The organism is Actinomadura sp. 6N118 (genome assembly GCF_044326415.1).
In the GTDB taxonomy this organism is placed as follows: domain Bacteria; phylum Actinomycetota; class Actinomycetes; order Streptosporangiales; family Streptosporangiaceae; genus Spirillospora.
This window is the reverse complement of sequence record NZ_JBIRAZ010000049.1, coordinates 1-21,681: the sequence shown is the minus strand read 5'-3', so window position 1 is coordinate 21,681 and position 21,681 is coordinate 1. Positions and strand designations below refer to the sequence as shown.

The following is a 21,681-nucleotide window of genomic DNA, read 5'->3' as shown; positions in this document are numbered from 1 at the left end:
AGTACGACCCCCGCCTTCCTATACACTGGCGAGGCGCTGCGGGATGTACGTCCACGCAGCTGCGGGGCTATGGCGCAGTTGGTAGCGCGCCTCCATGGCATGGAGGAGGTCTGGGGTTCGAATCCCCATAGCTCCACCTTCGGAGTTGGGAGTGGTGTGCCTGCGGAAAGCGCAGGCCGCCACTCCTTCGTCATGTTTACCTGGGGGGCGCCCCCAGACCCCCGATGCAGGGGCTTCGCCCCCGCACCCCCGTCCCTTCCGGGGTTCTCTTTCAGAGATGCAAGATCGAATCGCCTGGTCTTGTGTGGCGGATGGTTTTATTGCGGTATGGGCAGACACCGCAGGGGCGCGCGTAGGGAGGTCACGGTGGCGGACCTCATCGATGAGCTGAGCCAATTCGACCCTCATCTGGAGGTTCGGCTGGCCGTTCAGCCTCGGCTGCCGCAAGAGCACCTGGTAGGGGCGATCGCGGAGGCCGACGGGATGGTGTGGATCGGCGAGGGCGGGCAGCAGGGGTACGCGCCGGACGAGGTGGGCGAGCAGCTCGGCTGGCGGTAGCGCGTACCGACCAGGGGTCGGCGTGCACTAAGCTTTTCCAGGTCGGCCGGAAGGCCGCACGGGGCTATGGCGCAGTTGGTAGCGCGCCTCCATGGCATGGAGGAGGTCTGGGGTTCGAATCCCCATAGCTCCACCAAGGAAGACTTACTAGAACAAACGGCCGCATCAAGGTCGCCTAGCAAGACTTTCACGGTGTCCGTCCAAGTGAGCCTTCTCTCCTCTGGGAGAGGAGGCTCACTGGCGTTTTATGGCCTAGTAGCGGACGCGTGGCCCTCGTCGACAATCTTGCTCACCTCCGCGTGTTCTGCACCGCCACGTGCCTCCTGAGACGTGTGCAGCCGTGCGAACGGCTTCTTCAAGAAGTCCCCCGGCTCTTTGGCGTCTGGCTGCGGTGCATGCCGGGCCTGGCGCTCGACCGCGGCCCGGGCGCCTGGATCGAGCCTGGCCGGGCACCGGTCCTGAGGCAATGAAACAAGTAGCCGATGACCGGACGTTGGACGTTCTGTGGTTGGTTTCCTTGAGGTTCGGCACGGTGAGTGGGGTGAGGGTGCTCACTGGCCCCGATCGGCTGTTCGTGCCACCGGAGCAGAGTGAGTTGAGGGAGTGATAGAGGGTGTTCTCCTCGATGTGTGTGGCCACACCGGGGTAGGGTGTGGCCACACGCCTGGGAGCGAGAGGTGCCGGCCCCATGTGGCTCGAACTCACCAACTATGAAGCCCTGCATGGGTGGGGCGTCGTCAACAACAGTGCCGATTGGCATGCTCAGCGCAACCGCAAGCCCCCTGCGGCCGAACAGGCAGTCGGAGACATCCTCTTCATGGCTTACGACTGCCGAACTAACACCACGACCACGGTTGAGCTCAGCGACGACGAGCGTGCGAGTCTCGCCCAGCTGGTCAGCGAACACATCGCAGCATGGGTGAAGCGCGGCCAGGATAACGCCGCAACCCCTCATCTGCGTTCGCTGGTCGTGAAGCTGGGCGGCTGACATGCCTACAGCAGGCAGCCCACAACGGAAGTTTCGCCTCGCCGACGATGCCCTGTGGGCGGAGTACGGCCAGGCGTGCCGTGACGTCAACGGCAGCGCGGACCGCAGTGACGACATCCGCAAACACGTCGAGGCCGTCGTCGCCGAATGGAAGAAGCGACGCGAGCAGAGCTGATCTCCGAAGGGGCAGTTCGTCCTCAGGGACACTTCACTTCAGGGAGCTGTTCTGATCCAGGTTTACGGAGGTGGCCGTACGGCACCTGCGCGGGCCGAGGTGTGGACTCCGTCTCTGGGGTTCCTGGAGGCTGGTGTGCCTGAGGGGTCCGGGATGTCTGTCAGGTGTTTCGTGAGGGTGTTGCACGTCGTGCGGAACGATGCCGTTCGACGCTCCTGCTGCGTGTGGCGGGCACCGCAGGGGAGGCGCGGCGTGTCCGCGGGCGGTCCGTCCACGCGGGGGAGATTCCGGCGGCGGTGTGGGACGGGGTACGGGCGCCGGTGATGCGGGCCAGTTCGGTGTCGCCCGGGCGCACGCTGGTGGTGCGCGGAACGATGCCTGCCGTGGTCATCAGACGGTTCATGTCGCGACGCTGGGAGGGAAGAACCAGGGTGACCACGGTGCCGGGCCGTCCGGCGCGGGCGGTGCGGCCGCCGCGGTGCAGGTAGTCCTTGTGGTCGGCGGGCGGGTCGACGTTGACGACGAGGTCCAGGTCGTCGATGTGGATGCCGCGGGCCGCGACGTCGGTGGCGACCAGGACATCGACCTCTCCCGTGCGGAAACCGTTCAGGACGCGGTTGCGCTGGGACTGGGACTTGCCGCCGTGCAGCGCGCCGGCGCGGAGCCCCTGGGATGCCAGCTTGCGGACGAGCCGGTCGGCGCCGTGCTTCATGGCGACGAACATGATGACCCTGCCGTCGCGGGCGGCGATGTGCGCGGTGGTGTCGTGCTTGTCGGCGTCGGCGACGTGGAGAAGGTGGTGCTCCATGGTGGTGACCGCTGCGGCCGAGGGGTCGACCGAGTGGGTCAGCGGGTCGTTGAGGAAGCGGCGTACCAGCCGGTCGATGTTGCGGTCGAGCGTCGCGGAGAACATCATCTTTTGACCGCCGGGCGCGACCTGCTCGAGGAGGCCGGTGACCTGGGGGAGGAAGCCCATGTCGGCCATCTGGTCGGCTTCGTCCAGCACGGTGATCGCCACCTTGTCGAGCCGGCAGTCACCGCGGTCGATCAGGTCCGCGAGGCGGCCCGGCGTGGCGATCAGGACCTCGGTGCCGCGTTTGAGCGCGTTCGCCTGGCGCGGCAGTGACATGCCCCCGACCACCGTGGTCAGCCGCAGCCCGACGGCGTCGGCGTAGGGGGTGAGGGCCTCGGTGACCTGCTGGGCGAGCTCCCGGGTCGGGACGAGGACCAAGGCGAGAGGGTGTCGCGGTTCAGCGCGGCTGCCCGCGGTGCGGGCGAGCAGCGGAAGGCCGAAGGCGAGGGTCTTGCCCGAGCCGGTGCGGCCGCGGCCGAGGACGTCCCGGCCGTTCAGGGTGTTCGGCAGGGTCGCGGCCTGGATGGGGAACGGGCTGGTCACCCCATGCCGGGACAGCGTCGTCAGCAGCGCCGAGGGCATGTCCAGGTCACGGAACGCCGAGATCGGGGGGAGAGATGGCGTGGATGTGTTCGGAAGCGTGAACTCACCGCTCGGCCCAGTCGGCGACGTACGGTGCTCGGTGCTTCGGGATGAACGGCCGCGTACGGGCCGTCGGGTGTTACGGGACATGTCTGTGGAACCTTCCTCGAATCGGCGCGTATCGAGGAGGGCTCCGGGGTCACGAAGACGAGCGGAGGTTTCTCAAGAACGAACCGGAAGACGGCGGGCGACAGGTATGCGCCCAGCCTGGTGAAATAGGGCAACGATCGGGGTGACGGTGCCGCCGCATCAGGCGGCGTCCGCGACGGGGCGGCCCAATGCCACGCCCGCCGCGACGCCGTCAGCGCGATGTTCAGGCGGGAACGATGTTCTCCGCCTGGAGGCCCTTCTGGCCCTGGGTGATGTCGAACGTCACCTTCTGGCCCTCTTGGAGCTCGCGGAAGCCCGAGGCGGCGATGTTGGAGTAGTGAGCGAAGACGTCGGCGCCGCCGCCGTCCTGCTCGATGAAGCCGAAGCCCTTTTCGCCGTTGAACCACTTGACGGTGCCGGTGGCCATGGTGATCTCCTTCTGGTCGGGCCCGGCCGTGCACTGTGCAGGGCCGGGTGCCGCGATGAGCCCATCCGGAAGATCCAGAGCAACAAAAAGGCGCCTGAGGTAGGGACCGTCAGGCGCGCACAAAATGTCTATGGGAACCGCAACTGATCCCTACCTTAGCACGCAGGTGGGTGAACGGGCGGGAATCGCCCGGTGAGCGGTGTGATTCCGCGAAAGACAGGGAGAGTTTCGTCCCGACCCCCCATCGCGAGCGCATACTGGGGGAATGAGGACTTCCCGGCCCGCCATGCGGCGGCATCTGCCCACCAGCCCCTTCAAACGCCCGCCCGCCCCGGTCTTTGACGAGTACGCGCCGGGTGAGCTGGTAACCCATGACAAGTACGGCCTCGGGCGTGTCCTGAAGGTCGAGCACCAGGCGGTCGTCATCGACTTCGGTCCCCAGAAGACGCGGATCACCGAACCGTACGCCAGACTCTTCAAACTCTGAACTTTCCGCGAGCCGTCGAACCGACCGGTCGGGCAGGCCGGTTGCAGCACTTGTGCAACAACGAAATCGGCCCGCACGATGATGGGTTGCACTGCCGGGAGTGCTTCACCAGTTCTGTCTCTCAATCGACAAGGGGCCGGGGGCTCTCATCGTGCACCCATTGGTTGTCATGGGCGTTTGACGCAGTAGGACCTCGCCGCCTAGATGGCCTCCGGCACCTGACCCACCCACGAATCAAACCGAGCCCAGGCAGCAGGACCAGGCGCGCTGGTCTGCCGACAGCGACGCGCTCCGGGGACTGCGACGATGGTGGCGGGCCGTCGGTCGTCCACTCCGCGGGAACATTTGTCCAAGACTGATAGCCGACCGCCCGTGCATAGTCTCCGCATGAGTAAGTACGACATTGAGCACTCGCATGGGATGCACGTGGTCCATGACGGCCCGCGGCAGGCGCCGCCGTTGTTGCTCATCCACGGGTCGGGGGCCTCGGGCGGCTGCTGGAGCCCGCTGGTCACGGCATTGGCCGACCACCATCACGTCATCCGGGTCGATCTCCCTGGCTGCGGCCAGTCCCCGCCCGCGGCGTCGTACGACGTGCCTGCGCAGGCAGGCCAGGTCGCGGCGCTGCTGGACGACCTCGACCTTCGTCACGTCGCCGCGGTCGGGCACTCCAGCGGCGGCTACGTTGCCACCGCGCTTGCCGAACAACGCCCCGACCTCGTGGGTTCGCTTGCATTGATCAGTAGCGGACCACGTCTGGGTGCGCTCCTTCGGCAGCCGTTCATCCTTCGGGTCCTGTTGGCCCCGCCTTTGGGCCCGATCCTGTGGTCGAGGCGTTCGGACGCGATGATCCGCAAGGGGATCAGCGCGACGGCCGTTTGCCCGGTGGACGTCCCGGACGACGTGGTCGCCGACGTACGGGGCATCAGCTACCGCGTGATGAGGACGGTGCTGCGCCGGAACACCGCGTACATCGCCGAGCGGAGCGTGCCCGAACGTCTCGCCGCCCTCGAGGTCCCCGTACTGGTGATCTTCGGCGCTGCCGACCCCCGTTGGGAGCCGTCGTCGGCGCACCAGTACGAGGCGGTGCCGAACGCGCGGGTCGAGTTGCTGCCCGGCGTCGGGCACCTACCCATGTTGGAAGCGCCCGAGACGACCAGCAAACTGCTGCTGGGCTTCACGGCAACAGGCCACCCATGATCCCTGAGGCCTAGACTGGTCACGTGTTGTCGGCCGGGACGCCACCTGACCGGGCGTGGGTGGACGTCGCGGTCCCACGCCCGTCGGTTCGCCTGCCGGGGGTCAGCATGGCCGGGTTCCGCCATCGTGCCCCGGACTTTGTGGACATCGCCATGGTCGCGCACCCCTCCGTCACCCTGCTCGTCGATCTGAGCGAGGGAGATGGCGTCGTCTACGAAACCCATGGCCGGCACGAGCGCGGCAGTGTCGTCATCGGGCTCCTCCCCGGCGATCTTCGGGCAGCCGGCTGGGGAGCCGGCGAGTGCCTCCAGATCCGGCTGGATCCGGTCGCGGCGGCTGCGTTGTTCGGCGCATCGCCCGAGCTCAGCGGAACGGTGGCAGCCCTTGAGGATGTCTGGGGCCGCGACGCCGGGCGAGCCGAGGACAGGCTGCGCGCCGCCGCGTCGTGGGACGAGAGGTTCACGATCGCGGTGGACATCCTCGGCCGTCGGCTGGGCGCCCACCCACCGGTCGATCCGCAGGTCGCCTACACCTGGCGGCGGACGCTCACCAGCCGGGGGCAGGTGCGGGTCGACGGCCTGGCGGACGAGGTCGGCTGGAGCCGCAAGCGCCTGTGGTCCCGCTTCCGGTCCCAGCTCGGCATCACACCCAAACGCGCCGCCCAACTGGTGCGCTTCGACCACGCCGCCCACCTTCTCGCGGCGGGTCATGCCGCCGTCCGCGTTGCCACCGAGAGCGGCTACGTCGACCAGTCCCATCTCCACCGCGAGGTCACGACGTTCGCCGGGCTCACGCCCACGGCCCTGGCCGTCGCGCCGTGGCTCGCGATCGACGACGTTGCGTGGCCGGCTTCATCGCCAACCCAGCGCCCCGCGAAGGGTGGCGAACGCATCCCCGACCTTCGTTGAACAGCTTGCCCACTGAGGACCGGCCGCCCCGGCTCTGTCCGCGCTCGTCACAAGCCGGGGTTATTGACCGTCTATGAGCGAGTCGCCTGGTAATCGGGGAGTGCGGCCGGCGTGGTCCGGGTTGCCGGGCGCATGGTGAGGATGAGTACGGCCAGCCCGGCGAAGATTACTGCGGCGACGACGCCGGTGACGTGCAGGCTGGTGGTGAACGCTTCCCGCGCGGTGTGCAGCAGTTGCGCGCCTTGATCGGCGGGTAGGTGCCGGCTGGCGGCGACCGCGGCGGGCAGCGAGTCGGACGTGCCGTCCATCCGGCTGCGGTAGACCACCGCGGCCACCACACCGAGCAGCGCGAAGCCGAGCGAACCGCCGAAGTAGTTGCCGGTCTCCGACATCGACGCCGCCGAGCCGGCGCGCTCGGGTGGTACCGAGCCGACGACCAGCCCGGTGCCCAGTGCGAACAGCGGGCCGGTGCCCAGCGCCAGTACGGCGATGCCGATCATCACCAGCGGCAGGGTGCCGGTACCGCCGGCGCCGACCAGCAGCAGGCTGCCCAGCGCCGACCCCGCCAGCCCGCCGGCGATCGCGGTCGTCTGCTTCATCCGCCGGGCCAGCGCCGGCGCGGCCATGGTGCCGGCCGCCACACCCAGGCCCATGGGTGCGAACAGCATCGCCGACGCGACCGGCGAGAAGCCCAGCACGCTCTGCAGGTACTGGGTCACCAGCAGGCCCGTACCGGCCATGGCGATGCCGGCGAAGACCAGCGCGACGAGTATGGCCGTGAACGGGCGGCTGCGGAACAGCCGCAGGTCCAGCAGCGGCGTCTCCAGCCTCAGTTGCCGGCGTACGAACAGGACTCCGATGGCCGCGCCGACGATGAGGGCCACCGCCGGCACGGCCCGCGCGTTCTCGACGGTCAGTTGCTTGATGCCGTACACCATCAGGAGCACCGCCGCGAGCGACAGCCCGACGCTGGCCGGGTCCAGCCGGCCGGCCTGGTCGCTGCGGAACTCCGGCAGCAGGACGGGCCCGGCGAGCACCAGCAACGCCATCGCCGGCACGGCGGCCAGGAACACCGATCCCCACCAGAAGTGCTGGAGCAAGAGTCCGGCGAGTACGGGGCCGAGCGCGCCGCCGGCGAACTGGCAGGTCGCCCAGATCGCGATGGCCTTCCCGCGCTGTCGTTCGTCGCGGAACATGTTGGTGAGCAAGGCGAGGGTGGACGGCGCCAGGGTCGCGCCGGCGACGCCCAGCAGCGCACGCGCGACGATCAGCATCAGCGGGTTGGTGGCGAAGGCGGCCACGACCGACAGCACCGCGAACGCCGCCGCGCCGACGATCAGCAGCCGCCGGCGGCCGATCCGGTCGGCGAGCGTGCCCATCGTGATGACCATGCCGGCCACCAGGAATCCGTAGCCGTCACTGATCCACAACTGCTGGACGCCGGTGGCGCCCAGGTCGGCGCTCAGCCGTGGGAGCGCCAGGAGCAGCGCCGTCGTGTCCATCGCGACGAGCAATGTCGGCAGCATGAGGAGGGCCGCTCCCAGCCACGCCCGATTGATTCGCATATTCGAAGCTCTCTGTTCTCTCGACGTTTCGCCGGTGGGTCGGAGCAGCCGAGGGTTTCTTGACATGGGTGCGGGAAAAATCTCTGCGAAAGTTCTGGCGGGGATGTCAAGACGGCGGCGGCGGGTCCGACCAACCTGTCGAAGGGCCCGGCCTGGGGCCGCGAACGACGAGGGGCACGAGATGAAATTCCTGATCAGCATGCACATCAACCCGGCCGTGCTGGACGCGCTGACCGATGAGGAGAAGGCGGCGATCGGCGAGGGCCACGGCGCGTTCATCGAGGCGCTGAAGAAGTCCGGCGAGCTGATCAACACTCAGGCGCTGGTCGACCCGTCGCAGGCCGCCGTGGTGTCGGTGCGCAACGGCCAGCCGGTGGTGAGCGACGGCCCTTTCCTGGAGGCCAAGGAGTACCTGGGCGGCTTCTACCTGATCGACTGCGAGAACAAGGAGCGGGCGATCGAGCTGGCGGCCCAGATCCCGGACGCCGCGATCGAGGGGCTGGGGGTCGAGGTGCGGCAGGTGATGTTCGCTGACGGACAATTGGAGGCATGACGGCTCCGCCCATCGAGGACCTGCTGCGTGAGCTCACGCCGCAGGTCCTCGGCGCGTTGGTACGCCGGTACGGCCAGTTCGAGGAGTGTGAGGACGCCGTACAGGAGGCCGTCCTCGCCGCCGCCGTGCAGTGGCCGGCCGAGGGTGTGCCGGACAATCCGCGCGGCTGGCTGGTGGCCGTCGCGTCCCGGCGGCGCATCGACCAGATGCGCAGTGACCACGCGCGTCGCGAGCGGGAGTCGGCGACGGCCACCGAGGTGGCGCCCGAGGTGCCGGATACCGACGACACGCTCGTCCTGCTGTTCCTGTGTTGCCATCCGACGCTGACCGCGGCCTCCCAGACCGCGCTGACGCTGCGGGCGGTCGGCGGCCTGACCACTGCCGAGATCGCCCGCGCGTTCCTGGTGCCGGAGGACACGATGGCGGCCAGGATCAGCCGGGCCAAGCAGCGCATCAGGGCCGCCGGCAGCTCGTTCGGCCTGCCGGACGGCGCGGAGCGCGAGGAGCGGCTACGGGTCGTCCTCCACGTGCTCTACCTGATCTTCAACGAGGGTTACACCGCCTCCTCCGGCAGCGAGCTGCACCGCGCTGACCTTGCGCACGAGGCGATCCGGCTGACCCGGATGGTGCACGCGCAACTGGCCGAGAACGGCGAGGTGACCGGGCTGCTCGCGCTGATGCTGCTGACCCACGCCCGCCGGGAGGCGCGCACGACGGCGGCCGGCGACCTGGTGCCGCTGGGCGAGCAAGACCGGACGCAGTGGGACCGCGGAATGATCGACGAGGGCATCGAGCTGGTCAAGGCGGCGCTGGCCGGCCCGGCGCTGGGGCCGTACCTGCTCCAGGCCGCCATCGCCGCCACGCACGCCGACGCGGCCACGGCCGAGGAGACCGACTGGGCGCAGGTGCACGCCCTTTACCTGATCCTGGAACGGATCGCGCCCAACCCGATGGTCACCCTCAACCGGGCGATCGCGCTCGCCGAGACCGAGGGCCCGCCGGCCGGGCTGGCCCTGCTGTCCACATTGGACAGTGACGAGCGGATGGCCGGGCATCACCGGCTGCTGTCCGTACGGGCGCATCTGCTGGAGAAGACCGGCGACACGGCCGGGGCGTACGAGCACTACCGGCGCGCCGCCAAGGCCACCGCCAGCATCGCCGAGCAACGCTACCTGGAGTCCCGCGCCAGCCGGCTGAGAACATAGACCCCGCCCTCTTTCACGAGCCGAGACGGGCGGCGCGCAGCGTGAGGTAGTCGCGTTCGGGACGGCTCGCGGTCATCTTGGCCGCCCGCAGGTAGCTTTCGCGGGCGGCGGCCACGTCACCGGCCTGATCGAGCAGGTGGGCGCGGACCGCTTCGAGACGGTGGGTGTGTGCCATCCGGTTGTCGCTGTCGAGTGTGCCGAGGAGTGCCAGCCCGGCGCTGGGGCCGTGCACCATCGCGAGGGTGACGGCACGGCTGAGCGTGACGAGCGGACCGGGTGCGACGCGGTCGAGGACGTCGTAGAGGGCGAGGATCTGCGGCCAGTCGGTGTCGTCGGCGGTCGCGGCCTCGTCGTGCAGAGCAGCGATGGCGGCCTGGATCTGGTACGGCCCGACCGGTCCGGTCCCCAACGTCCGGGTCACCAACGCGACACCCTCGGCGATCGCGGACGCGTTCCACAGGTCGCGTTGCTGCTCCGCGAGGGGCACAATCGCGCCGGCGGCGTCGGTGCGGGCGGCCCGGCGCGCGTCAATGAGCAACATCAGCGCGAGCAGCCCGGCGATCTCGCCCTCGGCGGGCAACAGCCGGTGCAGCAGCCGGGTCAGCCGGATCGCCTCAACGGTGAGGTCGGTGCGGTGCAGGACGGGCCCGGCGCTGGTGGTGTAGCCCTCGTTGAAGACCAGATAGAGCACGTGGAGGACGACGTCGAGCCGCGCCCGCCGCTGATCTGCAGCGGGCAGCTCGAACCGGGCTCCCGACGCGCGGATGCGCTGCTTGGCGCGGACGATCCGCTTTGCGATCGCCGCCTCCGGCATCAGGAACGCGGCGGCGATCTCGGCGGTGGTGAGCCCGCCGACGGCGCGCAGTGTCAGGGCGAGCTGGGATGAGGGTGACAGGTCGGGGTGGCAGCAGAGGTACAGCAGGACGAGCGTGTCGTCGACGTCCGCCGTCTCCGCCACCTCGGCTGGCTTGAGCGCGGCGGCTTGTAACTCGCGCCGCCGCCGGGCACTGTCGCGGCGCCAGAAGTCGACCAGCGTCCGGGTCGCGACGGTCAGCAGCCATGCGTGCGGCCGGTCCGGCACGCCCTCGATCGGCCAGCGCTGGGCCGCCGCGAGCAACGCCTCCTGCACCGCGTCCTCACACGCATCGAATTGCCCGTGCCGGCGTACCAGCGTGCCGAGAACCTGCGGCGCGAGCTCACGCAGTAGGTTCTCGGCACGCTGGTCGTTCACCACTCGGTCACGACTGGGCTGGCTGGTGGTCCATGAGGCGGCGGACCTCCATCGGGAACTCGATGTAGGCGACCGCCCGCGATGCGATCTCGATGGCCCGCTCCTCGCTCACGTCGACGATCCAAAAGCCCGCAAGGGACTCCTTCACCTCCGCGAACGGCCCATCGGTCGGCAGCGGCGCGCCGTTGTGGAATCGCACCGTGGTCGCCTGGGTCGGGTCGACGAGCGCGTCGCCGGCCACCAGCTCGCCGTTCTCGCGAAGTTCGCCGTCGATCTCCATCATGAGCTTCTGCATGCCGCTGATCCACTCCGGTGACCGGTTCGCAAGCGTCTCACCGAGCCCACCGAACATCATGATCATGTACTTCATGTCGCGTCCTCTCCCTCCAGCGCCCTCATCCGGGGGCGCGGCTCCTGGTCGAAGCCACCACCCTGTTATGGACGTCCGGACCAGAATTTTTTCCAGCGGTCGCCCGCCGTGGCCACGCGCCTCGATCAGCAGGCCCGCCAGTGCGCCCGCGACGGCTGGAGGACGGACGGCCAGCCACCCACTTCCAATGACCAATTCGCCGCGTAGAGCCCCACGGCTTCGTCTACTGCTCGGGGGGAGAGAGCGTTGAGAGCGGCTCTTTGGAGCAGCTCTTATGGTTTTAGGCGTATGGATTTAGGCGTATGGAGAGGTGATGGCCTCCAGGTTGTGGCCGTTGGGGCTGTCGAAGTAGACGCCGCGGCCGCCGTAATGGTTGTTGATCTCGCCGGGCTTCTGGTGGGCGGGGTCGGCCCAGTAGGTGATGCCGGCCTCCTTGATGCGTGCGAAGATCTGGTCGAACTCCTCGTCGGTGACCAGGAAGGCGTAGTGCTGGCCCTGGATCTCGGTCGAGTCCATGAAGTCGAACGTGACGCCGTTGTCGGCTTCGACCGGGACGAACGGGCCCCATGGGGCACCGACTTTCAAGCCCAGGATGTGCCCGAAGAACTCGGCCTCGGCCTGCTTGTCGCGGGCGTGGACGATCGTGTGGTTGAGATCGATGGACATGGCTGCCTCCTCCTCACTGACAAGTCCACTACGGCGGAGGCAGTGACGCCAGGGTTGGTCTTCCCGGGCAACTCGAAGAAGACCCTCGTCTACTGATGGCGGGTGGCGGAGTCCGTGTAGCGGAGAATGGCTCCGATCTTGGACTGGTGGAGGAGGGCCAGGTTCCCGTCCGTGGCGGCGACCGCTCTGATGAGGGCGGCGTCGGCGCGCTCCTCGACCGGGTCGGTCACACCCATGCGGTGGAGTTCGCCCAAGTCGACAGTGATATCGGTGGGATTCGGGCCTACCCAGACACGAGCGGGTGAGTGGTCGGGCAGGAGCAGGGTCTCGATCTGCCCGCGCCTCGCGGCGCCAACGGTCGCGCTCAGGCCCTTGACGGCGCGCTGGCCGTGGGCGAGCTCCCGTTCGTAGCGTTCGGCGATGGCCGTGAGGCGTTCGGTCTGCTTCAGCTCCAGGAGCTCTTCAACGTCCTTGGCCTCGACCGTGTGCTCTAGGAGAGGCTCTGGAATCTCCTCCATCAGCGCGCTTCTGGCCTGGGGATCCCCGGAGACGAGGAGGAGTTCGGCGCCGCACTGCTTGGCGGTCTGGCCCACCTCCCGACCGACCTTCTTGGCGTTCGCCTTCCAGACGTTCTCGGCGGCGCGCTGGAAACGGGACTGGTTCCAGTCGCCGGCCTTGACCTTGCGGATCGGGTACTCCTCATCACCCTCCACATGGATCGTGGTGCGGCTTCCGTCGGGTGCGACGCAGCAGATCTCGCCGCCCCGGCGGTCCACGGTGACCAGGAGGTACGAGAAACGTTCGCCGCGGTCGGCGAGGAGCGGGAGTACGTGCGGGAGCGGCGAGACGCGGGCCAGTTCGTTGGCGGGCGCGCCGGGCAGGCGGGTGATGCGCGCGACCTCGCCCGCGGCGGCGAAGATCACCAGGCCTTCGGACCGCTTCTCGGCGAGCTCCTCGTGGACGGTCTGATCGATCGCGCGCAGCGTCCCCTCCGGGGCACCCTCGGTGTGCAGCGTCTCGCGCAGCGCCCGCCACCGCAGCTCGGGTGCCTTCGGCGCCTCCTCGGTCGTCCTGGTGAGATCGGCGTACACGGACGCGTACGGTCCCGGTCGGTCATAGAGCGATTTGAGGAAGGACAAATCCATAAATCTGGCCCTACCCGCCCCGCCTCTGTCAAACCTCCTGTTGCAGCCGGGCGTAGGCGAGCTGGAGCCAGTCCGAGCCCGCGACCGCCGTCATTGTCGTTCCCACCACGCGGGTGGCGGCGGGCGCGAACAACATTCCGGCCGTGTAGCCGGTGGCGACCCACTGCGACAGGCAGAAGGGGCAGGTCACGAGCTCGCCGACGGCGTGCCGCGCACCGTGGCCGCGTACTTCCTCGTGCAGCTCGGCGGGGCCCGATGTGCCCTCATATCTGGTGAACGGCGCGCGCAGAGGGCTCGTCACCGGGTCCTTGGCGATCAGCCGCGACAGCTTGTGCGTAGTGATCGTCATCAGGGCCAGATCGCTGAAGCTGACACGCGGAGTCCGGCCGCGCGCGAGGAGCGCCAGCCCCGCCGCGCTCAGGCCGTAGACGGCCAGCGTGCCCAGGTACGAGCCGAGAGGGCGGTCCGCGCCGCGGGCGTATGCGTGCTTGTGCTTGCGTGCCGTGTCAACGACAGACGTCATGAATCAGTCCCCGGGGTTGACGATCAGGCAGAACTCGTTGCCTTCGGGATCCGCCATCACCGTGGTGGGCCAGCCGCCGTCGACGAACGGACCGCGGACGATCCGGGCGCCGAGCGCGGTCACCCGGTCGATCTCCGCGTTCATGTCCTCGACGCGCAGATCGACATGCATGCGATTCTTGGTGATCTTGGGTTCCGGCACCTGCTGCAGCAGGATCTCCGGGCGCTCGTCCTGCGGATCGACCAGATGGGCGTAGGGCGGATGGAACGGGCCGCGCCGGTACCCCAGGATCCCGGCCCAGAAATCGGCCAGGCCCTCGGGGTCGGCGCAGTCCAGGACGAAGACCAGCTTCATCGGCTCAGTGGTCGCGCAGGGCCTTGACCAGCTGAGACTTGTTCATCGACGAACGTCCCTCGATCCCGATCTCACGGGCCCGCTTGAGCAGGTCGTCCTTGGACCAGTCGTCGTACGACGGGTTCTTGCCGCCCTTGCGCCCGACCTTGCTGCTGCCCTGCCCGGCCTGGGCGTTGGAGATGCGAGCGGCCTTCTCCTTGCTCTCGCCCTTCTCGCGAAGCTTCTGGTACTTCTTCTCGTCCTTGATCTGTGATCTTGGCATCGTCGGTCACCTCCTTCTCCATCCCACCTACCCCCTCTCGGCAACTCACACATTGAAGGGGGAGGGGAGGTGCGGGGTGGCCAGGGTGCCGCCGCGTTCACGGATCCTCGCCAGCAGAGCGGTACGGGTGACCCGGGCGGCCTCGGAGTCCTCGTCGTACAGGTAGGTGATCGAGGGATCGGCGAGCTGGACCGGATGATGCAGGATGTCGCCGGTGACCAGCATCTCGTCGTCGCCGACCATGATCGACTGATGGCCCGGCGTGTGGCCGGGTGTGCGGATGAGCTGGACGTCCGGGGCCAGCCTGAGGTCGCCGCTGATCGTGTCGACCAGGCCTGCCTCGCGGAGGGGTTCGAGGATCGCGGCGAGGATGGGCTCGCGCGTGCGTTCCAGCCAGGCGAGCTCATCGTTCTGCAAGACGTGGCGCGCGTTGGGGAAGACGGGCCTGCCGTCGGCCACGGCGCCGCTCGCGTGGTCACTGTGCAGATGGGTGATCACGACGGTGCCGATCTCGGCGGGCGCGACGCCGGCCTTGCTGAGGGCGGCAACGAGATCGCCGGGGACGGGAGCCCAGGTCGCGGCGGGGGAGTCCAGCGGGCCGAGGCCGGTGTCCACCAGGATGTTCGGGCCGCCTGGAACGCGCAGCAAGTAGCAGTAGAAGTGCAGGACCCATTCGCCATCGGGGCCAAAGGCCTTCGGCTCGTCGGCCGTGACCCGCTCCCACAGCTCGGCGGAGCCGCCCGGGAACAGCTCCCCGGGCGGGCGGCGGAGGGCTTCGCCCATGGGACCGACCGCGTCGAGAAGCGGGACGATCTCAATGCCGGCGGCGACGCGCGGTGTCAGGTTCGGGACGTCCATGCCCTAACGATCTCAGGTGGTGTCCCGGTCGGGGAGAATGACCCGGTGCGCATCGGCATCCTGGGCCCGCTGGAGGTATGGGACGAGACCGGCCGGACCGTCGAGGTCAGCGGCCGTCGGCTGCGTGCGCTGCTGATCCGGCTGGCGATCGAGGCGGGCCGGGCGGTGTCCGCCGAACGGCTGCTGGACGATCTCTGGGAGGGCGCACCGCCCGCCGGAGGCGCGGGCGCGTTGCAGGCACTGGTCTCGCGGTTGCGCGGTGCGGCGGGCCGGGATCTGGTCGGGTACGGCCCCGCCGGTTACCGGCTCGCGGTCGAGCCCGCGGAGATCGACGCCGTCGCGTTCGAACGGGCGGTCGGTGCGGCGCGACGTGCACACGAGCCCGAGCCGCGTGCGGACAGGCTGCGCGACGCGCTCGACTTGTGGCGCGGCCCCGCACTCTCGGATGTCTTGGACGCGGCGTTCGCGTCGCGGGAGGCGAGCCGCCTCGGCGAGTTGCGGCTGTCGGCGATCGAGGACCGGGTCGACGCCGAGCTGGCGCTCGGCCGCCCGGCGGCACCGCTGGTACCTGAGCTCGAGGCGCTGGCCGAGGCGCATCCGCTGCGTGAACGGCTCCGCGCCCTGCTCATGCGTGCTCTGTACGGGGCGGGCCGGCAAGCCGACGCGCTGGAGCTGTACGAGGAGAGCCGGCGGGAGCTCGCCGACCGTCTCGGCGTGGACCCCTCCCCTGAACTGGCCGCCGTGCACCTCGCCATCCTGAGGGGCGAAGTCACGCCCCGAGCATCCGTGTCCGCCGCGGCGGACGTCCGCACGACGGCTCGTACGACCAACACGACGCCCGGGACGACCAATACGACGTCTCGCACGACCGGCACGACGTCTCTTACGACCGACACGACGCCTCACACGATCGACACGACGCCTCGAACTACCAACACCACGCTTCGCACGACCAATCTGCCCTCCCAGCTGACCAGCTTCGTCGGGCGGGAGGAGGAGTCCGAACGCCTCGGCAAGCTGCTGCGGGACGGCCGGCTGGTCACCCTGACCGGGCCGGGCGGCGCGGGCAAGACCCGGCTGGCGACCGAGGCGGCGGCTCCGTTCGTTGCCGAGTTGCCGGACGGGGTGTGGTTCGTTCCGCTGGCCTCGGTGAGCGACGCGGGCGAGGTCACCCAGGCGGTGTTGACCGCGCTCGGCGTGGTCGACGTGGTCAGGTCGGCCGAGAGCCGTTCGACGGTACGGCCCGCCGACCGGCTGGCGGACTTCCTCGCGGGCAAGCGGATGATCCTCGTCCTGGACAATTGCGAACACCTGATCGATGCCGTCGCGGCGCTGGTGGACCGCACGCTCAGCGACGCTCCCGGTGTACGGGTCCTGGCGACGAGCCGCGAGCCCCTCGGCATCACGGGCGAGGCGTTGTGCCCCGTTCCGTCGCTTCCCTTGCCACCGGCCGGTTCTGACGCGGATGAGGCGATGCGGTACGCGTCGGTGCGGCTGTTCGCCGACCGTGCCTCCGCAGCCCGCCCCGGCTTCGCGGTGGACGACGCGTCGGCGCCGCAGGTGGTGGCGATCTGCCGCGAGCTCGACGGCATTCCGCTCGCCATCGAGCTGGCGGCGGCCAGGCTGCGGTCGCTCACGCCGACGCAGATCGCCGACCGTCTCGGCGACCGGTTCCGGCTGCTCACCGGCGGCAGCCGTACGGCCCTGCCGCGGCACCGGACCCTCCGCGCCGTCGTCGACTGGAGCTGGGACCTGCTCGATGACGACGAACGGACCGTACTGCGGCGTCTCTCGGTATTCGCAGGGGGAGCGACACCGGATGGCGTCGCACGGGTGTGCGCGCCCGGGCAGCTCACCGACGACGTCATCGATGTGGTCGCCGCGCTGATCGACAAGTCCCTTGTGCTCGCGGACGGGCACGCCGAGGTGCGGTACCGGCTGCTGGAGACCGTGCGCGCGTATGCGGCGGAGCGGCTGGAGGAAGCAGGGGAGGGCGACCGCATCCGGTCCGCGCACGCCGCGTACTTCCTCGAACTCGCCGAACGTGCCGAGCCGGAGCTGCGCCGCGCCGACCAGCTCCTCTGGATGAACCGGCTGACCGCCGAACGCGACAACTGCAGCGCCGCGTTCCGCCACATCATCGAAACCCGCGACGTGACCACGGGGCTGCGGCTGGTCGCCGCGCTGGTGTGGTTCTGGGTCATGCGGGACCTGGAAATGGAGGCGGGCACCTGGGCGGTCCCGGTCGTGGACATCGCCGGTGACACCGCACCGCCCGGACTGGAGGAGCAGTACGCCATGGTGAAGTGCGCGGCGTCGCTCATGAACGAGATGTCGTCCGGGCGCGGGCCGACGGTGGAGAACATGCGGAAAGCCCTGGACGTCATCCTGGCCGTGGTGCCCGAGGAACCCCGGCACCCCGCGCTCGTCCTGGCGCGCGGCGCGGGGACGCTCCTCACAGGAGACCTCGTGGCGGCGGAGCGCGGGATACGCGACGTCTACGACCACCCTGACCCGTGGATCCGCGCGATGGCCCGCGTGGGGCTCGGCGTCATGGCGTCGAACGACGGCGATGTCGAACGGGCGGGTGCCGAACTCGGCGCGGGCCTCGCCGCTTTCCGCGAGCTCGGCGACCGCTGGGGGATGATGACCGCGCTGAGCGGTGTGATGCAGGTGGCGCTCGCGCGTGGCGACGCCGAGGAGGCGGTACGGCTCGGCGAGGAGGCGTACGGTTACGCCGCGGAAGGGGTCAGCCCAGAGCAGGGTGGCACCGTGCTCCTTCTCGTGGCGCGAGCCCGTGCGGAGACCGGCGATGTCGCCCGCGCCCGTGCGGAAACCGAACGCGCCATCGCCGACATGGAACGGATCGGCGAGTACGCGGACGCAGCCAACGGCTACCTCAACCTGAGCGAGCTGGCTCGCCGTGAGGGAGACTTGGCCACGACCCGGCTCCTGCTCGAACGGGCACGTGAACTGGTCGAGCCGCGCGCCGACCGGGCCGACGTCCGCTCGGTGTGCGCCCGTACGTTCAGCCACCTGGGCCGCCTCGCCGAACAGGAAGGCGACCTCGAAACGGCGGCACGATTCCACACTCGCGCCCTCAGTGACATCGCGGAAAGCGTCCTCGTCGGCAGCCCCACGCTCGCCGAGATAGTCGAAGGCGTGGCGGCGCTGGACGCCGCGCGCGGCGACCACGAACGAGCCGCCGAACTGCTGGGCGCCGCCCATTCGTTGCGTGGCTACAAGGACCGCTGGAGCATCGATGCCACGCGCGTCACGTCCGCCGCTATCGGCGCCCTCGGTGAAAACGCCTTCGCGGAGGCGTACGACCGTGGCCGTGCCATCCCCCGCGAAGACGTCCTCGCCGTAGTGCCCTAGGTGCAGTGCACCGTGGTGCACCTAGGTACGGCGCGCGTACAAACGCAGCGCCAGTGGAAACGTCACGAGTACGATCCCGGCAGCCCAAGCGAGGGTGTACCAGGCGTGGTTGCCCATGGGCCCGCCGATCATCAGCGCGCGCAGCGACTCGGCCAGATGCGTGACCGGATTGACCTTGACCCAGGCCTGCAGCCAGCCCGGCATCGTGCCGATGTTCGGCATGAGGACGCTGCTACCAAACGTCAGTGGCATCACCAGGATGAACCCGATGCCTTGCACGCTTTCCGGTGACGGCGCGAGCAGCCCGACCAGCACGAAAATCCAGCAGACGGCCAGAAAGAATACGTAGGCCAGCGCCAGCGCCGCCACGATCGACAACGGGTCGCTGTCGAACCGGAACCCGAGAATCACGCCGAAGCCGACCAGCATCGTCATCATCACGCAGAACTTGATCGTCTCGCCCAGCACCGAGCCGACCAGCGGTGCCGAACGTGCGATCGGCAGGCTCCGGAAACGGTCGAAGACACCCTTGTGAATGTCCTCGTTCAGTGCGACGCCCAGGCCCATCGTGCCGATGAACGTCATCTGGGCGACCAGCCCCGGCAGCAGCTGTTGCAGGTAGGAATGCGTATCGCCTGCCACTGCTCCGCCGAAGACGTACAGGAACAGCAACAGGAAGACCACCGGCGTCAACGTGGTGTCCAGCAGCTTCTCCGGTGAGTGCTTCAGCTGGGCGACGTTGCGCCAGGCCAGCGTCAGCCCATGCCGCAGCGTCCGCTGCGGGCTGATCCGCCGAGGGGGTACGGCGATCGTCGTCATGCCGGGGTCCCTTCCAGCTCCTTGGTCGTGGTCGTCGTGGTTCTTGCTTGGTCGGTCAGGGTGAGGAAGACCTCGTCGAGACTTGGCATGCGCAGCGCGAGTTCGGCGGCCACGATCTGTGCCTCGTCCAACCGTCGGACCACAGCCGACAGAACAGCCGGGTCGTACGCGGGCGCCGTCACCAGACCAGTCCCTTCGTCCACATCCGGCCGTTCACCGGTGAGCTCCGCGACGATCGCGGCGAGCTGGGCGGTCCGGTGGAGCTTCGCCGTCCGTACCGCCAGCGTCTGCAAGCCGATCCGCGACTTGAGCTCCGACGGTGTGCCCTCCGCCACGACCCGGCCGTGGTCGAACACCGCGATCCGGTCGGCGAGCGCGTCCGCCTCCTCCAGATACTGGGTGGTCAGCAGCACCGTGGCCCCGTCGGCCACCAGATCGCGGACCGTGTCCCACACCTCGTTGCGGGCCCGCGGGTCCAGCCCGGTCGTCGGCTCGTCGAGATAGATGACTGCAGGCCGGTTAACGAGGCTCGCCGCCAGATCGAGCCTGCGCCGCATACCGCCGGAGTACGTCTTGACCGCACGGCCGCCCGCGTCCGTGAGCCGGAACCGGTCCAGCAGCTCACGCGCCCGGACCCGCGCCGCGCCCCGGCTCAGATCCAAGAGCCGTCCAATCATGATGAGGTTCTCGGTCCCGGTCAGCTCCTCGTCCAGCGACGCGTACTGCCCGGTCAGCCCGATCATCGCGCGCACTCGTACTGGGTCCTTGAGCACGTCGTATCCGCACACCTCGGCCCGCCCGGCGTCGGGCTTGAGCAGGGTCGCAAGCACCCGGACGGCGGTGGTCTTGCCGGCCCCGTTCGGCCCCAGTACCCCCAGCACCGTGCCGTGGCGTATGGCGAGGTCGACTCCGTCAAGCGCCTGCGTGGCCCCGAACGACTTCCGCAACCCCTCGGCCTGGATCACATGGTCCATGTCCTGCCTCCCGTTGGATCTCCGTTTCATCGAGACCCACGTTCGGCTGCCTCACTGACGCGACACCGATGCGGCGCTTACATGCCCTGACATCCGGCCCCGGGAAGGGACCCGCTCCACCAGCCGCGTGACCTCCGGCCAAGGTTCGAACGATCGCCGCAGCAGCCGGGTTCTCTTGCGGTCCCGTCCCGGGGTGCCACCGCAAAGAACTCGACGGCCGTGGTGCTCAGGTGAGCGTCGCCCAATCAGCGAAGGCCAGGCCGTTTGCCGCGGAACGCGGCGCCCGACGCCACATGGGCAGTCGCGGTCATCCGGGCGGTCGCGGTCATCTGGACCACCGCGGCGAACGAGCGCGTCTTGGGCGAACGAGCGCGTCTTGAAGGAGACGTGGCGTCGTCAACGCGCAGGTCGGGCCCTTCGTATACGGCCAGGTGGACCAGTCGGCCGTGATGCATGTGGAAGGTCTCTTACCCAGCTGTGCATCACTTTGCTGAGCTGTGCATCACCTTGCTGAGCCCTGGAGGGCGGCGGCGTCATGTCGTCGTCCTCGTGGCAGACGGTGAAGTCGTCGAACGCGCAGCGAAGTCGTCGAACGCGGCGCCCGCCCGCACTTCCGACGACAAGGCGCGTCCACCGGCGGATGGCAGCCATGGCAGGAACGCCGGTGCTTCACACTCCACACCAGCCGGTGTCGGCGCTCGTGCTCGCAAGCGGTCAGCTCTGACGGCCTGGAGGGCCATCGGCCATCGCGAGTGCACGCCCGGTCGATCGCCTGGCCTGCCGTGGTCGGGATGTGCACTGAGTCATAGTCACGGCGCGTTCAGCCAGACGCGTGACGACGTGCCGGGGTGAAATACGTGGTGAGGGACGTGGATTGAAGAGACGCCAGAGCGGACCGCGTGTCATCTGTTCGGATCGTTGACCAGCAGGTTTACCGGTCGACGATGCGGGGTAGGTGTTTCGATTTGACGGGTGACTCGGGAGTACCTAATGTTTCGAGTGCCCCGAGGGGATGCAGGACGCCGAGAGGCGGTCGGCCCTGGCGGGGAAGCCACTCAGATAAAACGGTTCGAAGCTTGCTTCGAGTCGAGGTACTCTGGAGTGGTCAGCCCAGACGGGATGCAGGACGCCGCAAGGTGGCCGGCCCGAGGGACTCCTCCGAAGATCGATTACAGGCGGCACTGAGTCGCCCGTGATAATGCACGGTGGGTGGGCTGCGCTCCGATCAGTTCGATCTAGCCAGATCGGTTGACAGGAGCGAAGATTCCGGTAAGGTAGAAGGGTTGCCCCGGAGCCGGGTGCCGCGGGAGCGGTGGTTCGGCGCGGTGGGTGTCCGTTTCTTGAGAACTCAACAGCGTGTTAAAAGCCAGTGCCTTTATAGGCCAGGCCGTCTTTGATGGTCTGGTCTCCCCGTGGCCATGGCCCTCTTTTGGGGGGTTGTGGTTGGGGA

General features: G+C 68.8%; 23 protein-coding genes and 2 tRNA genes. 11 read left to right on the top strand and 14 right to left on the bottom strand.

The features are described from left to right. Positions 1-63 precede the first annotated feature (63 nt). From ACH34W_RS54430 to ACH34W_RS54410, 5 genes are all read left to right on the top strand, one after another. A tRNA-Ala gene (locus ACH34W_RS54430) sits at positions 64-136 on the top strand. Positions 137-366: 230 nt separating this feature from the next. Next, the gene (locus tag ACH34W_RS54425) at positions 367-558 is read left to right on the top strand and encodes a hypothetical protein (RefSeq protein ID WP_395969179.1); all 192 of its coding nucleotides are present in this window, start codon (positions 367-369) and stop codon (positions 556-558) included. A 60-nt stretch (positions 559-618) separates the two neighbouring features. Next, positions 619-694, top strand: a tRNA-Ala gene (locus tag ACH34W_RS54420). 552 nt (positions 695-1,246) lie between these two features. Next, positions 1,247-1,546 carry a hypothetical protein gene (locus tag ACH34W_RS54415; protein ID WP_395969178.1) on the top strand — a complete coding sequence of 100 codons (300 nt, stop codon included), beginning with the start codon at positions 1,247-1,249 and terminating at the stop codon, positions 1,544-1,546. Position 1,547: 1 nt separating this feature from the next. Further along, positions 1,548-1,721, top strand: coding sequence for a hypothetical protein (locus tag ACH34W_RS54410; protein WP_395969177.1), 174 nt, complete (start codon positions 1,548-1,550; stop codon positions 1,719-1,721). A 160-nt stretch (positions 1,722-1,881) separates the two neighbouring features. Here ACH34W_RS54410 and ACH34W_RS54405 read toward each other — a convergent pair whose 3' ends face one another. Together ACH34W_RS54405 and ACH34W_RS54400 are read right to left on the bottom strand one after the other, a co-directional pair. After that, entirely contained in the window at positions 1,882-3,306 is a 1,425-nt protein-coding gene (locus ACH34W_RS54405; RefSeq protein WP_395969176.1) for a DEAD/DEAH box helicase, read from the bottom strand. A 223-nt stretch (positions 3,307-3,529) separates the two neighbouring features. Beyond that, positions 3,530-3,733 carry a cold-shock protein gene (locus tag ACH34W_RS54400; RefSeq protein WP_151560497.1) on the bottom strand — a complete coding sequence of 68 codons (204 nt, stop codon included), beginning with the start codon at positions 3,731-3,733 and terminating at the stop codon, positions 3,530-3,532. A 265-nt stretch (positions 3,734-3,998) separates the two neighbouring features. On the opposite strand from ACH34W_RS54400, the gene ACH34W_RS54395 reads away from it, so the two are divergent. The 3 genes from ACH34W_RS54395 to ACH34W_RS54385 all read left to right on the top strand — a co-directional run bounded on the left by ACH34W_RS54395 (position 3,999) and on the right by ACH34W_RS54385 (position 6,328). Further along, a complete protein-coding gene (locus tag ACH34W_RS54395) occupies positions 3,999-4,220 on the top strand; it encodes a hypothetical protein (protein ID WP_395969175.1) in 222 nt (73 codons plus the stop codon). A gap of 387 nt (positions 4,221-4,607) precedes the next feature. Continuing rightward, positions 4,608-5,420, top strand: a complete 813-nt coding sequence (locus ACH34W_RS54390) for an alpha/beta fold hydrolase (RefSeq protein ID WP_395969174.1) — start codon at positions 4,608-4,610, stop codon at positions 5,418-5,420. A 23-nt stretch (positions 5,421-5,443) separates the two neighbouring features. Next, positions 5,444-6,328 carry a helix-turn-helix domain-containing protein gene (locus ACH34W_RS54385; protein WP_395969173.1) on the top strand — a complete coding sequence of 295 codons (885 nt, stop codon included), beginning with the start codon at positions 5,444-5,446 and terminating at the stop codon, positions 6,326-6,328. Positions 6,329-6,399: 71 nt separating this feature from the next. Here ACH34W_RS54385 and ACH34W_RS54380 read toward each other — a convergent pair whose 3' ends face one another. Continuing rightward, a complete protein-coding gene (locus ACH34W_RS54380) occupies positions 6,400-7,893 on the bottom strand; it encodes an MFS transporter (protein ID WP_395969172.1) in 1,494 nt (497 codons plus the stop codon). Between the two features lie 181 nt (positions 7,894-8,074). Between ACH34W_RS54380 and ACH34W_RS54375 the strand changes: the two genes are divergently transcribed. Both ACH34W_RS54375 and ACH34W_RS54370 read left to right on the top strand, forming a co-directional pair. Beyond that, positions 8,075-8,446, top strand: a complete 372-nt coding sequence (locus ACH34W_RS54375; RefSeq protein ID WP_395969171.1) for a YciI family protein — start codon at positions 8,075-8,077, stop codon at positions 8,444-8,446. Then, positions 8,443-9,651 carry an RNA polymerase sigma factor gene (locus tag ACH34W_RS54370; RefSeq protein WP_395969170.1) on the top strand — a complete coding sequence of 403 codons (1,209 nt, stop codon included), beginning with the start codon at positions 8,443-8,445 and terminating at the stop codon, positions 9,649-9,651. Before ACH34W_RS54375 ends, ACH34W_RS54370 begins: the two co-directional genes overlap by 4 nt. 13 nt (positions 9,652-9,664) lie before the next feature. On the opposite strand, the gene ACH34W_RS54365 is transcribed toward ACH34W_RS54370, so the two are convergent. The 8 genes from ACH34W_RS54365 to ACH34W_RS54330 all read right to left on the bottom strand — a co-directional run bounded on the left by ACH34W_RS54365 (position 9,665) and on the right by ACH34W_RS54330 (position 15,060). Further along, on the bottom strand, positions 9,665-10,882 hold the full coding sequence (locus tag ACH34W_RS54365) for an RNA polymerase sigma factor (protein WP_395969169.1): 1,218 nt from the start codon (positions 10,880-10,882) through the stop codon (positions 9,665-9,667). Positions 10,883-10,889: 7 nt separating this feature from the next. Continuing rightward, positions 10,890-11,252: a YciI family protein gene (locus ACH34W_RS54360; protein ID WP_395969168.1), complete on the bottom strand. Its 363-nt coding sequence runs from the start codon at positions 11,250-11,252 to the stop codon at positions 10,890-10,892. 294 nt (positions 11,253-11,546) lie between these two features. Then, positions 11,547-11,918, bottom strand: a complete 372-nt coding sequence (locus tag ACH34W_RS54355) for a VOC family protein (RefSeq protein WP_395969167.1) — start codon at positions 11,916-11,918, stop codon at positions 11,547-11,549. A gap of 89 nt (positions 11,919-12,007) precedes the next feature. Then, positions 12,008-13,009: a Vms1/Ankzf1 family peptidyl-tRNA hydrolase gene (locus tag ACH34W_RS54350; protein ID WP_395969166.1), complete on the bottom strand. Its 1,002-nt coding sequence runs from the start codon at positions 13,007-13,009 to the stop codon at positions 12,008-12,010. 82 nt (positions 13,010-13,091) lie between these two features. Beyond that, positions 13,092-13,586: a DUF1360 domain-containing protein gene (locus tag ACH34W_RS54345; protein ID WP_395969165.1), complete on the bottom strand. Its 495-nt coding sequence runs from the start codon at positions 13,584-13,586 to the stop codon at positions 13,092-13,094. Between the two features lie 3 nt (positions 13,587-13,589). Then, on the bottom strand, positions 13,590-13,940 hold the full coding sequence (locus tag ACH34W_RS54340) for a VOC family protein (protein ID WP_395969164.1): 351 nt from the start codon (positions 13,938-13,940) through the stop codon (positions 13,590-13,592). A 4-nt stretch (positions 13,941-13,944) separates the two neighbouring features. Then, entirely contained in the window at positions 13,945-14,202 is a 258-nt protein-coding gene (locus ACH34W_RS54335; RefSeq protein WP_395969163.1) for a Rho termination factor, read from the bottom strand. Positions 14,203-14,247: 45 nt separating this feature from the next. Beyond that, positions 14,248-15,060 (bottom strand): MBL fold metallo-hydrolase, encoded by an 813-nt coding sequence (locus tag ACH34W_RS54330; protein ID WP_395969162.1) that lies wholly within the window; start codon positions 15,058-15,060, stop codon positions 14,248-14,250. Positions 15,061-15,105: 45 nt separating this feature from the next. Between ACH34W_RS54330 and ACH34W_RS54325 the strand changes: the two genes are divergently transcribed. Continuing rightward, a complete protein-coding gene (locus ACH34W_RS54325; protein WP_395969161.1) occupies positions 15,106-18,438 on the top strand; it encodes an AfsR/SARP family transcriptional regulator in 3,333 nt (1,110 codons plus the stop codon). 21 nt (positions 18,439-18,459) lie between these two features. Here the strand turns inward: ACH34W_RS54325 and ACH34W_RS54320 are convergent, their stop codons facing one another. From ACH34W_RS54320 to ACH34W_RS54310, 3 genes are all read right to left on the bottom strand, one after another. Further along, complete coding sequence (locus ACH34W_RS54320; RefSeq protein WP_395969160.1) at positions 18,460-19,257, bottom strand: ABC transporter permease; 798 nt, start codon at positions 19,255-19,257, stop codon at positions 18,460-18,462. Then, entirely contained in the window at positions 19,254-20,231 is a 978-nt protein-coding gene (locus ACH34W_RS54315; protein ID WP_395969159.1) for an ATP-binding cassette domain-containing protein, read from the bottom strand. Before ACH34W_RS54315 ends, ACH34W_RS54320 begins: the two co-directional genes overlap by 4 nt. Positions 20,232-20,476: 245 nt before the next feature. Further along, positions 20,477-20,686 (bottom strand): hypothetical protein, encoded by a 210-nt coding sequence (locus tag ACH34W_RS54310; protein WP_395969158.1) that lies wholly within the window; start codon positions 20,684-20,686, stop codon positions 20,477-20,479. Between the last annotated feature and the right edge of the window lie 995 nt (positions 20,687-21,681).